The organism is Flammeovirga sp. EKP202, assembly GCF_014534745.1.
Classification (GTDB): domain Bacteria; phylum Bacteroidota; class Bacteroidia; order Cytophagales; family Flammeovirgaceae; genus Flammeovirga.
The window spans coordinates 1-13,195 of sequence record NZ_JACVVP010000067.1; the positions used below are offsets into that span (position 1 = coordinate 1).

The window sequence follows — 13,195 nt, forward strand, 5'->3', positions numbered from 1 at the left end:
CAATCACACTACATAGCATTTATGAGTATGTTTTTGAGAAACCGATTAAAAGTTAACTTTAATTTTTAAATGACTTCTAATCTTACCCCTAGTTTTCTCAATGATATTCTCATGCAATAAAAGCAATGATGAAGTCCCGACTCCACCAATGGAAGCTCGTAATGTAGAGGTAACTTTGCTTCAAGAAAACGTCACCCCAATGAGTGGAGGTCGAAAAGCAACGGACGGAGTGATCCTCAAAGGATATACATTAATCCTCAAGGATGAGCAACGTGAGTTTGTTGTTGATAATGTTGATATTCCTAATTTTCAACACACATTTGAGGAGGTATATGGTACATTTACAGTATCAGTGATTCACCCTAATTCATGTATAGAAACAGTAATCTATAACTATTATTTATCTGGTGAAGAAAAAGGAACATCTGCTGATAAGAAAGTGAAATTAACAGTAGCCAATCATGATTATGCTTATATCACTGCAAGGTCTGTTCAAGACGAAGTTACAGGTGGTAATATCAATGGAGTAGAGATGAAAGTGATGTCAGAAAGTGAGAAAAACTCCTTTTTTGCCTATGTAGTAGCGGGTAAGCAATGCAAATTGACCGTAAATACCACTCGTGGAGATATCCCCAAAATGATAAAACCTACGGCTAATTTACAATATACGTACTTTGTGGACTTTGATACTAAAGTGCTTATCAATTATGCTTTAGGTTTTGATACAGAAGTAGAACCGGAAAAGATTCACCCTCCGGTAGTTCCATTAACTCAGGTGTATGGTTATGATGATATTTCCATTGGTGAAGTAGGAGAGTTAAGAGGTCAATCATCACAAGCTGTTTACGTTTGGCAAGTAGATAAAGGTGGTGAAAGATTAGATGCCTATTCTTTTGATATCAACGTAGCAACCTCTTCAGGTAATTCGTTCATGAACATTTATGTCGAGAATCAAGAAGGAGATTATGAAAGACTTACTTATTTCACTGAAGGAGTCAATAAAGGAAAATGGTCCGTTGCAGGTGAGGTGTTGGATCATGAAACGATGATGAGTGAATACGGCAGTCATACTGTACGTAATGATTACTTCGAGTTTCCATTAGGTATAGTCAATTTTGTCTGGAGAAGTGGTGATTCGAATGCAAAAGGAGGAACATTTGAGATCAACACCTTTGATATAGACTAACACAAAAAGAAATAAATTTACACATAAAAGCGTTTCAAAGAAACCGATAATGAAACACTAAAATAAGCATTTTGAATAGTCATTAAATTAATTGGTTTTTCATGAATATCCTCCTCTTCAATAATAGTATATAAGGCACTCCCAATGCTATTGCTGTTCAGATCGCTAAACTTTGACAATAATAAATGATTAAACAGACTAAAATCGATATGAAAAATAAAATTACCACAACGATTCTTTATCTCATTTTTGCTACTTCCATGACCATTTTGTTGGGTTCACTTTCATCGTGTTCTCAAAACAAAAAAAGTGTGGAAGCAAGATCAAATAAAAATGAACAGAAGATAAATAGCCAATATTTATGCAACCAAAAATATACAAACCTGAAAAGAATGAAGAATTATGAATAATATCAATAAAATCAGATTAAAGGTGATTGCTGTTTTGATAGCATGGTTTAGCATTGTGATATTGACATTAAATGTGACAGTGGCAGGAATACCTCCTGTTTATTATCAAATTGAGCTCAATGAAAGTTCTAATTACTATGTGATTGAGGCTGAAGGTTCACATTATGCTGTTGGCTACGTACACGGTAAAAAGTTTAAAAAAGAAATTCGTTATATGCTGAACCGTTTCAAGTATGAATTAGTGGAACCTATGATGATGAGTGTGGGGTTAGCTCCTAATTATGAAAACTATAAAAGTTTTTGCCTTCATAACACGGGTATGCTTGAAGCCATTCAAAAATACACCCCTCAATTGCATGATGAAGTAAAAGGTATAGCAGAAGGCAGTGGTTTGCCTTTGGATGATCTACTTTGTTTTAATATTTCCTTTGATGAGCTGTTTGCTGTAATGGAAGAAATGAGTGGTAAAAATCCAGCACTTGTTGAAGGAAATAATTTGAGTGGTCATTGTAGTGCTGGTGCAGTATGGAATGATAACAAAGCTTCAGTTTGTTATTCATTGGACTGGGCTAGAATGTTCGAAGGAGCTCAATGTTTAATGAAATACAACGTTGACGGAAAGGTTTTACTGTTGACGGGTTATGTGGGTACCGTTGGCATCCAAGGTGTACATCTTGAAAATGGCTTTTCATTAAACGCACATTCAAAGTTTGATTTAAGAGCCAATATTGAAGAAGGTCTTCCTTCTGTATTTTTTGCAAGATCAATACTAGAAAGTAAAAGTAAGGAAGAGGCGTGTACTAAAATTGAGCAATTACCCATTGCAGTAGGGATAGGTTATGTACTGACAGATCACTCAGGATCTACAATTTATGAATTGAGTGGAAAGAAAAAAGTGAAGGTTCAAAACAATAATCACTTTTTAGCCATCAGTAATGACATTAGAGTAAATGATGATTTGAAAGAATCTGTTAAAGCACACTTTAACATCAAGAAGGTCAATGTCAGGAAGTTGCCAAAAGCGTACTGGAAAAATAATAAAGACTCAAATACAAGGTATACAATGATTTCGAATTACCTAAAAGGTAAAACATTGGAGCAAGTGGAGTGGGAGAATGTGTTTGGTCAATACCCGGTGAGTAAAGCAGTATCAAAAGAAATACCAGTGACTAACTTATGGATTATTGTGGATTTCGATAGTGAGTTTATAAATATAAAAACAGCACCTTCTCATCCTGGCGGATTGCCATTGGAAGAGTATAGAGTAAAGTATAAGAACATTCTGTAGTGATGGATTGGATTCACTTTAAATAGGCCAAATCTATGGTCTTTACCCAATGAAGTGGCAGGCCTTAGGGTCTGCCCAAATACAATTACTGTATTATTATTTCAACAAATAAATTGTAAACTAAATTATCGTTAACTTTTAATTAGCTTTTCTGCAAGTATTTATAGGATCAACTTTCAAGCTTCTTTCCTCTTCGTTTTTGTCTTGAAACAAAAAGAAGCAAAAAATTCAAGGCTTAGAAGTCAAAAGCTAAATTCCATTCCTTTTGCCTAAATGATTTTAAACTCGCTGCGCTCAAACAGCAAAATCATTTTTAACGGCTCAATACATGAAATTCTTAACGCTTTTCCCTTCAAGGCCGAGGGAGATACTACTAAATGATGGTCTAAGTACAGATCAAAAGAACAGTGTTTTATAATAATCTTCTAAAGTACAGTGTTGTAGGGACGTTTTAGTAAAACGTCCTTGCTAACCACAATACACCACCATTAATCCTTCATAAAAGGAGTTGTATTAATTAGTGGAAATTTAGTTTACAGTGTAATAAAAGTACTTTGAGTAAAGTAGAGCAGTATTTAAGCTGTTCAACTGCTTATTTATTTATTTAGTTAGTAGAGAGTTGAAAGTAGAAAGGAAGGTTGTTTTGTAGCCTTCTTTTTAAAAAAAGCCGTTGAATCGATCAATTCAACGGCTTCATTTTATATTCTAAAATAGAAATTACAATTTCTCTCCGAAACATAAATCACCAGCATCACCAAGACCTGGAATAATATAAGATTTGGCATTAAGTTCAGGATCAACAGCTGCAAGCCATAAAGAGGCAGGTACTTTGATATTATCTTGAATATATTTCACCCCTTCTTCACTTGCTATAGCAGCCATAATATGAACATGTTTAGGAGTGCCATTTTTCAACAATCCTTCCAAAGCAAGTAATAATGACTTACCTGTAGCAAGCATTGGATCTGCTAAGATCACTACTTTTCCATCTAAATTACCCGAAGCAACGTATTCCATGTTGATTTCTACGTCATTTCCTGGAGCATTAGATCTGTAAGAAGCAACAAAACCACTGTCTGCGTGGTCGAAAACGTTCAGTACACCTTGGTACATCGGTAAACCCGCTCTTAAAATAGTGGTTACAACAAGTTGGTCAGTGATAGTTCTTGAAGGAGAAACACCAAGTGGCGTAGGCACATCAATATCTTTATATTCTAATGTCTTACTGATTTCATAACTCAATAACTCTCCAAGTCTTTCAAGGTTTCTTCTGAAACGAGCTCTATCTGTTTGAACAGACGGATCTCTCAATTCATTGATATAATTTGAAGCAACGTTGGCCTCTTTATTCAAAATAAATAAGTTTGACATTGTATCTATGTATATGGTAAGTATCAGATTTACTCAGTGATATGAGCCATCTTTCTAATATATCAGAAATCTAGGTATCTTTTCGTGGAAATCGTAAATTTTTAGGTGAATACCTTTTAATAGTGAAAAAAATACATTGTTTTGGTGAGCATTTAAAAAAATTAAGAAAGGTTATTAAACAAAAAAGCAAACATCATATGATATTTGCCTTTTCCAACCAATTCAATTATTTAAACTTTATCTTTACGTAGTGACTTTATAAAGAAACTACGGTTTATATCTTTTTGTACTTATTAGTGCCAAATTAGATCCTTTTTCTGTAAGTTGCTGAAAATTAGATTGTTAATCAATTTTAATAAAATCCTAATTTGTGCGTAACTGAACACTTTTGAGTATTTGTGTACGATTTACGATCGCTTTAGTCCAATAAACGGTGATCTACATCATTTGAGGCCTTCAAAGTTCGGTGAATATCATAGTCTGGCTCGGTAACTATAGTTTCTATGTTTTCCAATCTTTGTTTTAATTGTAAGTTTTCTTTTTTTATGCTTTCAAGTTCTTTCAATATTCTATTTGTTTCACTTTTACTTCTATTCCCTTTGGTTAGTAAAGCAACAATTGGCACTGAAAACGCTCCAATTATTGCAACTAAGGCTATGATTGCTCCCATGATTTAATAAAAATTAATTTAATACTAGTTTATTTTTAAAACGTTAGCCCCGACTAATAGTTTCTCTATTCCATCACTTTTTGCAGGGCTAGGAAGATGACCATCTAATAAACTGCCATCTTTAGAGAGGATATAATAGGAGGTAATTTCTGTTTCATCAAAATGAGATGATAAAAAACAATCTTTACACCCTTTACTCATGGATGGAAGATAATAAAATTCTCCTTTAAGCCCTCTATCTGCAGCGAATGTTTCCCAACGTTCCGGGAGGTCTCCAACTATATACATAAATTCTACATCTTTGGATGAAAATAACCTTTGTAGTTCCTTGACTTTACTGAGGTCATTATTAAATTCTAAATCCCAAGATGCTGTAATGATGATCAGTACCACTTTGCCATGTAGATCTTTCTTTGAAATACTTCCGTAGTCGTATCTTTTCAAATGAAAATCAACTGTTTTTTTATAAGGAACTTGACTGTAAGAAGAAGCCTTAAAGCCACTTATAAGAAGCAAAATAAGGATTGTATTTAGTATTAAATCACGCATTACATAAATCCGAATGGTTTATTGGAAGATTTTTTCTTTGAAGAAGGCTTTGTTCCGGTATTTTCCATCATATAATCTAATCCTGATGGTGGAATAGCAAACTCTACATCCAAGTCGTTGGCAATTTTTATGATACTTCTAATGATTTCATGTCTAAAGTGAAGCTCATCACTCCAAGTAGGGGCCTCAAAGAAAATATAGAATAAAATATCATAAGAATAGAGTCCGATATTGTTCAGGTTAACTACAAAAAAGTCTTTTCGAGTATGAGGATGATTTCTAACTACTTCTTTTAACCTTTCTACGAATTCATCCAATTGATCTGGCTTTGTCTCATAACTTATTCTCAAATAGGTTTTATATCTCCTAAAAATCCTCATTCCCATATTGTCGATTGTGAAATCAGCCATTCTACTGTTCGGAATTGAGACAACAGAGTTTTCGAAAGTTCTAATCCTCGTGGAACGAAGGCCAATTTGTTCCACTGAACCACTTACACCATCTGTTTTTACCCAATCACCAATCACAAAAGGTCGGTCCATGAAAATCATGATAGAACCGAATAAGTTTTTGATAGTATCTTGCGCAGCTAAGGCTACAGCAACACCACCAATTGATAAACCTGTCAATAAGCCCGAAATATCATACCCTAATGCACTGACAGTAAAAACCAACCCAATAAGAATCACCAATAGCTTGGCAGTCATACCAAAGAAAGGAGCAAAACCTCTTTGAATTTGATCATCTCTTTCGTTCGCTTTTCTCAACCAAAGTTGTACCCACAAGTCAATCATATTGTAGAAAAAGCGGATCACTTGATAGATACTATAGACCTTTAGAGCGATGATCACATATTGTAACTCTTGGATAGTAAGCTCCAAACTAGGAGAAATGAGTCGGTAGTAATAAAGGATAACAATCATCATCCCCGACTTGATCATATTTTGGGTGTACCTACTTTCATCTTTTGATTTAGGTATCCAAGAAACGATCCACATGATGGCCGAAGAAATGAGCATTACGGCCAGCCAAGCAGCAATAATCATCGCTACCATACTTGTAATTTGCCATAATTCTAATCCCATTATTTCTTCTCTGGCATAGTTTCCTAATGGCTTACGAAGTATGCTACCTACTGTTTCTAACCCTTCTTTACCAATAGGGAAAACTTGTCGGTGTTTGTTACCAATCAGTTCAATACTAGATTCCGAAAACATCCATTTTCCTTTGAAGTTTTCAAGGTAAAAATCAGGGAGCTGCTTATCGAGTACGTAAATTTCTTTATTATGACGTGTGGAATCCCTGTAATTGGGTTCTTCCGGAATATCTTCAATTTCAATCCAAAGCCCAAGTCCATCATAAATTTGCTTTAATTGTATAGCTAAAGTAATTCGTTCCTCAAGTGATAAGTCCACACTTCCAAATACCTTCGCGGCAATTTCTGGGTGGTAGTTGTTGTCTTGTTGAAAGCCAAAGAAAGTAGTTACAGCATCTTTTGGGGTACTGATGTTGAACTTGATGTTTGGTTTTTCAATAATTGGCGTTTCTTTTTTGGGTGAAGGCTTACGAATCGTAATTTCTTTTCCAGTTGAGTCTTTTGACGTGACATCTACGCTGTCCGGTTTATCATTTTGAGGTCTTCGTGGAGGAATTGCAGCAGGGTAATACCTTCTAAATACAGTATTAATTTCTCGTACGGATTTAGGGGAATAAAGCCAGCTTGATCCTTCTTTGATTAAATAAATCTCAGGAATGTCCTCGAAAATCGTGTAAATCGGATCATTATCTTCGTTTTTATAATTCCTTCTGTTGGAAATATCACTAAGATCTAACTCACCATGTTTGTCATAGATTTGTTTTAATTTTATGGCCAAACCTATTTTTTGTTCGATGGTATAATCATCACCACCAAGTGTTTTGGCTGCCACCTCCGGGTTATAGGCTCCTGACGAAGGACTTAAATACCCTAAGTGAGAAACAATTGTTTTATAAGGTGACTTCGTACTGAATTTTAAATTATTAAATTGAGCATTCGAAACAGTGGAGAACATAAGGAATATAATCCCTAAGACGATCGAATAACTATAAGATTTTTTGAATACCATATATATGCAGAATACCCCTTTAGTTACTATTATATGTTTGAGTTATAATCACGCACCCTTTATTGAAGATGCATTGGCATCCATTGCTCATCAGACGTACCAAAACATTGAAACGATAATTATTGATGATGGAAGTGCGGATCAATCCGTTAATAAAATTACTACTTCATTACAAAAATACAATCTTCAAGCAAAATTTATTGCTTTACCACAAAACATTGGGAATTGTAAAGCCTTTAATATTGGATTAAAAGAAGCGCAAGGGAAATATATTATTGATTTTGCTGCAGATGATCTCCTTCTCGAAGACAGAGTAAAAGAGGATGTAGGGGTATTGGAAAGTAAAGGAGAAAACTATGGAGCTGTATTTTCTGATGTAGTGTCCATAAATGAACAGGGGCAGATATTGACTTCATCTTATTTTAAAAGAAACTCAGACGGCGAGTTGTTGGAAGAGATGGAAGAAGGTGATGTATATGAGAGAGTATTAAGAAATCCGCCTCTTTTTGGGGCTCCAAGTATCACATTTAGAACTTCAAGTTTGAAGGAACTTGGCGGGTATGATGAGACACTTGCTTATGAGGATTATGATATTTGGATCAGGTTATCCAGAAATCATCGATTTGCATTTTATGATAAAGTAAATACTTATAAGCGGAAGGTAAAATCTTCCCTTTCTCAAAGTTTTTATAAAAGAAGGGGGAATGAACTCTTAAAATCCACTTTCAAAATCTGTCTAAAGGCTCGTCGATTGAATCAAAATAAAGCTGAAGATCACTCACTTTCAAAATCAATAGCATATCATCAGAGGTTAGCGTATTACACTGAAAATTTCTATCGCTCAAAAGCCTATTTTTATTTATTACGAAAAATAAAAAATCCCGCATTTAAAGATTATATGTTTTTTTATTTTTCAAAAATGAGATTCAAAGTATTCCCGATTTATCAGTACTATTTGAAGTACATTCAACGATAAATTTGATTTGCTCATTAACTTTATGAAATAACTCATGTAAGCTAAATCATATTGAGATTTATTTTTACTTTTGTGGAATGAAAACCAAACAAATAAACCTACTTTTCGTCATCCTTACTTTTTTTATGATAGGGTGTGGACCAAGTTCATTGGAACTTACTAATCAAGGAAAACAAAAACTTGCAGCTGGTAAATTCAAAGAGGCCGTTTCATTATTTGATGCCGCTATTAAGGAAGATGCTAATAATATGGACGCCTACAATGCAAGAGGTTATGCACATATGTCTTTAGAGGAATACAGCAAGGCCAATGATGATTTTACGTTAGCAATTGAATTATACAAACAGACTGAGGACGATGTCCCAGATGCCTACAAATACTTTTATAACAGAGGAAACGTCAGACGAATAACAAGAGACCCTGAAGGAGCCATTAATGATTACACTCAAGCTATTCAGTTAGATTCAACAATTTATGACATCTATTTGAACAGAGCATTTGTAAATGTAGAGGTAGTTGGTTTATCTTCAGCATTAAAAGATTTCAAAAAAGCGGAGGTATTATCGAAAGGTCAAGATAAAAGAGTATTTTTACATCAGGCCAGAGTGTTAATGTTAACAGAGCGTTTTGAAGATGCTATATTAAATTTTGACAAAGCTATTGCATTAGATGATAAATATGCTGAAGCCTACTATTACAAAGCTTTAGCAATAAGTGGTACAACTGGAAAAGCAGACGAACGAGTATGTAAAATGCTTTCAATGGCCGAAGCACTTGGATATGCTCAAGCAACCGCAGCACTACAGGAATACTGCGAATAAATGACTATATGAATTCACCTGAACTAAAAATATTTGCTTTAGAGGATAATGCCGTTTTTTCTAAAATGCTTCATTACATCCTCTCAATGGATGATGATCATGACGTAAAAATGTTTATCAACGGAAGAGACCTTCTCTACGCTTTGGATGAAAATCCATCAGTGATTACTGTCGATTATTCTTTACCGGATATGACAGGAGAGGAGGTGATTCTAAAAATTAAAGCAAAATTACCTCAGGTGCCGATTATTGTTATTTCTGGTCAAAACGACATACAAACAGCGGTAAGTCTTTTTAAATTAGGTGTTTATGATTATATCACTAAGGAAGAAGATATTAGAGAGCGACTTCTGAATGCTTTAAATAAAATTAAAACGAAGCAATCTTTAGAAGAAGAAGTTCAAACGTTACGTCAGGAACTTTCTAACAAATATGAATTTGATAATTCTATTATTGGTAATAGTACACCAATGAAGAAAGTTTTTCAGATGCTCCATAAAACCAAAAATAATAATATCACTGTTTCTATTACAGGTGAAACAGGAACGGGTAAGGAAGTGATTGCAAAAGCCATCCATTACAATTCAAATAGAAAAAATAAACCTTTTGTAGCTGTCAATATTGCAGCCATTCCAACTTCATTATTGGAGAGTGAATTATTTGGGCATGAAAAAGGCTCATTTACTGGGGCAATTGCTAAAAGGGTAGGGAAGTTTGAAGAAGCCAATGGGGGAACCATCTTTCTCGATGAAATTGGAGAAATGGATATAAACCTGCAAGCCAAATTACTGAGGGTAATTCAGGAAAGAGAAGTAGTGCGTATTGGTGGTAATAAGGTATTGAAATTAGATGTGAGAATTATTACAGCCACACACCGAGACCTTTCACTTCGTATGAATGAAAAACTATTTCGCGAAGACCTTTATTACAGGTTGTTAGGCCTACCAATACATTTACCTCCGTTGAGAGAAAGAGAAAATGACGTGCTTTTGATTGCAAAGTTTCTTGCAGATCAGTTTACAAAGTCAAATGGTATGCAAAAGCTTACATTTACAAAAGAAGCCAAAGAGAAATTGCTCAACTATCATTTTCCTGGAAACATAAGAGAATTGAAAGCAATAGTGGAGCTTTCTGCGGTTATGTGTGATCATGATATTATATCAGACACTGATGTTCAGTTCTCTTCGTCACAAGACATAAACACTTTATTGAACAAAGACCTTACATTAAAGGAGTATACTTTCGAAATTATTCGTAGCTTTATGGATCGATATCATGATAATGTTGCTACCGTAGCAAAAAAGTTAGATATCGGTAAAGTAACCATCTATCGTTATTTAAAAGAGATGGATACCAATAGCTAAAATTCAATCGATAATTGATCTACTTTTATAACTAATCTTCATAAATGTAATTTTGTAGATTAATGCTAATTAGTGTGTTTATTTAAAAATCATGGAAAATTCTAGAGTAGATTTGTCATACCTTGAGACATTTTCAGGTGGAGACAAAATACTGATAGCAGAGATGATGGAACGTTTTGTACTTGATGCCCCAAGTCAACTCAGTAGTGTCGAGGAGAGTATCGACCAAGAGGACTGGAAATCTGCGTATAAAAACCTTCATAACTTCAAGTCTACTCTTAACTTTATTGCTATTCAGGAGATCAAAGATCAAGTATTGGTAATGGAGAAGATTGCAAAAGAAGAGACATCTGTGAGTACATTAAAAGAGAAGTACAAAATACTTTTTAACGAGTGCAAGCTATTAGTTGAAGAAATTAAAGAAACTTTATCACAGTAAAACTAATTCCTCCCTTTTATTCTTAATTAGAGTAGAAGGGATTTTTGTTTTAATAAATCTTATCAAAAAGTGTGCTTTATTCTACTTTGTGATATATTTGCCTTCCGAAAAAAATAGGAGCGTGTTAATCGTTTAAATTTCTCTTAATCAGAGAAATCATACATGTTCTGAATATAGATTTTCTAAACAACGACTTTATTATCTTGTGGAATGCTAGTTAAGTTTTTCACCTTAAAGCCCAGCTGTTCAGCTGCCAAAATAACTAAGCAGGAGAGGTAATAAAGGGGAAGGTCTCGTCTGTTTCAATTCAATTTTTAAAAATTAAGAAAATGCAATTGAAAAGACATTGGAAGGAATACAATCCTCTATTCTCAACAATTTTAAAACTCGGTTGGCCTGTAATTTTAGCCCAAGTAGGTCAAATTTCAGTAGGATTAGTAGACAACATGATCATTGGTCAGCTTGGTAGAACACCACTGGCGGCGGCATCATTTTCGAACACCATCTTTAACTTGGTCCTGCTTTTTGGAATGGGCTTTACCTTTATACTAACCCCCAAAATCGGGGAAGCGATAGGGCTTAACAATTATAAGAAGGCGACGAGTGCTCTCAAAAACAGTTTTATGGCGAATGGAATATTGTCATTGCTTTTACTGGTATTATTAGTAGTACTCTATTTTTATATGCCCTATATGGGACAGCCTGAAACAATTATTGCCTCATCCCAAGCTTATTTGATCATTTTAATGATCTCTTTGATTCCACAGATGATTTTCTTGACTTTCAAACAACTCTTTGAAGGAATTGGAGACACTAAGATGGGTATGAAAATTACCTTAGTGGGTAATGTGGTGAACATTATTGGTGACTTTATTTTTGTATTTGGTTTACTTGGAGCTCCAAAAATGGGGTTGATAGGAGCCGGTGTGGGAACACTTCTGGCAAGACTTACAATGGCAGGAGGAGCAATTTATGTTTTTTATGCTTACGAAAAATACAACGCATTTGCCTCACTGTTCAATGAAGTAAAATGCACGCTGCAAGAGGTGAAGGAGTTTTTTACCAATGGTGTTCCTATGGCTTTTCAATTATTGATGGAAAGTGCAGCTTTTTCCATTTCTACAATCATGATGGGATGGATTTCGGAAGTAGGACTAGCCGCTCATCAGGTAGCCATAAGTTTGAGTACACTTGGGTTTATGGTATATCAAGGAATAGGAGCAGCAACAGGTATATTGGTAAGTCAGAGTTTTGGTAAAAGAGATTTTAAAGAGGTAAAAAAAGTGACTTATGCCTCACTAATTATTGTGGTATTGATGTCTTTTGGAGCTGTGATATTTTTCCTTATAGGAAGGTCTTGGATGCCGCATTTATTTACTGATGACCAGGAAGTAATACAATTTGCACAGTTATTTATGATTTGGCTGGCCTCTTATCAGACATTTGACGCTATAGAAATTGCTTATGCGGGAGCATGTAGAGGATTACACGATTTTAAGGTGCCAATGTGGTTCATCTTCTCCTCTTACTTTATTATTGCAATTCCTTTTTCTTATATGTGTGCATTCCATTGGGGACAAGGCGAACAAGGTATTTGGATGGGATTCCCGCTAGGATTAGGCATTATATGTTTATTCTTTGTAAAAAGATTTAGCCACAGACTCAAAAAAGTGGAAGAACAACATATCCCTTTTGAAAGAAAAATTGCATAAAGATATTGAGGTCTGAAATGAAAGTTTCAGGCCTTTTTTATTTGTTTTTCATTTGGAAATCAGTTGAATAGATGGTGATTACCTTCTTGGAACTAAAGTTTTATTTAATGCAGTGGATATTTGGAGTGTGATTTGAAAATTTTACAATGAAAATTTTTATTTAATTCTATCGATGTATAAATTGAGCTAAACAATTCTTTATCATCATAATTCCAAAAATAAATATTTCGTATTTCAAAACTCAAAAAATATAGTACAAGCAAACGGATTCTTAACTCAAAACGCTAGAACTAATGAAGGAAAA

At 34.4% G+C, this 13,195-nt stretch carries 12 protein-coding genes; 8 read left to right on the plus strand and 4 right to left on the minus strand.

All coding sequences use genetic code 11. The annotated features are described in order from the left end of the window. Positions 1-100 precede the first annotated feature (100 nt). The 3 genes from IC221_RS25995 (at position 101) to IC221_RS26005 (ending at position 2,884) form a co-directional block, all read left to right on the plus strand. Positions 101-1,186, plus strand: coding sequence for a hypothetical protein (locus tag IC221_RS25995; protein WP_188171740.1), 1,086 nt, complete (start codon positions 101-103; stop codon positions 1,184-1,186). Positions 1,187-1,395: 209 nt separating this feature from the next. After that, positions 1,396-1,596 (plus strand): hypothetical protein, encoded by a 201-nt coding sequence (locus tag IC221_RS26000; protein ID WP_188171741.1) that lies wholly within the window; start codon positions 1,396-1,398, stop codon positions 1,594-1,596. Further along, positions 1,589-2,884 carry a C45 family autoproteolytic acyltransferase/hydolase gene (locus IC221_RS26005; RefSeq protein WP_188171742.1) on the plus strand — a complete coding sequence of 432 codons (1,296 nt, stop codon included), beginning with the start codon at positions 1,589-1,591 and terminating at the stop codon, positions 2,882-2,884. Before IC221_RS26000 ends, IC221_RS26005 begins: the two co-directional genes overlap by 8 nt. A 717-nt stretch (positions 2,885-3,601) precedes the next feature. Here IC221_RS26005 and upp read toward each other — a convergent pair. The 4 genes from upp to IC221_RS26025 form a co-directional block, all read right to left on the minus strand. Continuing rightward, complete coding sequence (gene upp / locus IC221_RS26010; protein ID WP_044201137.1) at positions 3,602-4,255, minus strand: uracil phosphoribosyltransferase; 654 nt, start codon at positions 4,253-4,255, stop codon at positions 3,602-3,604. Between the two features lie 418 nt (positions 4,256-4,673). Continuing rightward, a complete protein-coding gene (locus tag IC221_RS26015; protein ID WP_188171743.1) occupies positions 4,674-4,925 on the minus strand; it encodes a hypothetical protein in 252 nt (83 codons plus the stop codon). Between the two features lie 24 nt (positions 4,926-4,949). Beyond that, positions 4,950-5,474, minus strand: a complete 525-nt coding sequence (locus tag IC221_RS26020; protein WP_188171744.1) for a redoxin domain-containing protein — start codon at positions 5,472-5,474, stop codon at positions 4,950-4,952. Further along, positions 5,474-7,525 carry a mechanosensitive ion channel family protein gene (locus IC221_RS26025; protein WP_188171745.1) on the minus strand — a complete coding sequence of 684 codons (2,052 nt, stop codon included), beginning with the start codon at positions 7,523-7,525 and terminating at the stop codon, positions 5,474-5,476. Before IC221_RS26025 ends, IC221_RS26020 begins: the two co-directional genes overlap by 1 nt. A gap of 58 nt (positions 7,526-7,583) precedes the next feature. On the opposite strand from IC221_RS26025, the gene IC221_RS26030 reads away from it, so the two are divergent. The 5 genes from IC221_RS26030 (at position 7,584) to IC221_RS26050 (ending at position 12,891) form a co-directional block, all read left to right on the plus strand. After that, positions 7,584-8,555, plus strand: coding sequence for a glycosyltransferase (locus IC221_RS26030; RefSeq protein ID WP_188171746.1), 972 nt, complete (start codon positions 7,584-7,586; stop codon positions 8,553-8,555). 77 nt (positions 8,556-8,632) lie between these two features. Further along, complete coding sequence (locus tag IC221_RS26035; protein WP_188171747.1) at positions 8,633-9,376, plus strand: tetratricopeptide repeat protein; 744 nt, start codon at positions 8,633-8,635, stop codon at positions 9,374-9,376. Between the two features lie 8 nt (positions 9,377-9,384). Continuing rightward, positions 9,385-10,740, plus strand: coding sequence for a sigma-54 dependent transcriptional regulator (locus IC221_RS26040; protein ID WP_188171748.1), 1,356 nt, complete (start codon positions 9,385-9,387; stop codon positions 10,738-10,740). Positions 10,741-10,831: 91 nt separating this feature from the next. Then, positions 10,832-11,179 (plus strand): Hpt domain-containing protein, encoded by a 348-nt coding sequence (locus IC221_RS26045; protein WP_188171749.1) that lies wholly within the window; start codon positions 10,832-10,834, stop codon positions 11,177-11,179. Positions 11,180-11,508: 329 nt separating this feature from the next. Beyond that, positions 11,509-12,891 carry an MATE family efflux transporter gene (locus IC221_RS26050; protein WP_188171750.1) on the plus strand — a complete coding sequence of 461 codons (1,383 nt, stop codon included), beginning with the start codon at positions 11,509-11,511 and terminating at the stop codon, positions 12,889-12,891. Positions 12,892-13,195 lie beyond the last annotated feature (304 nt).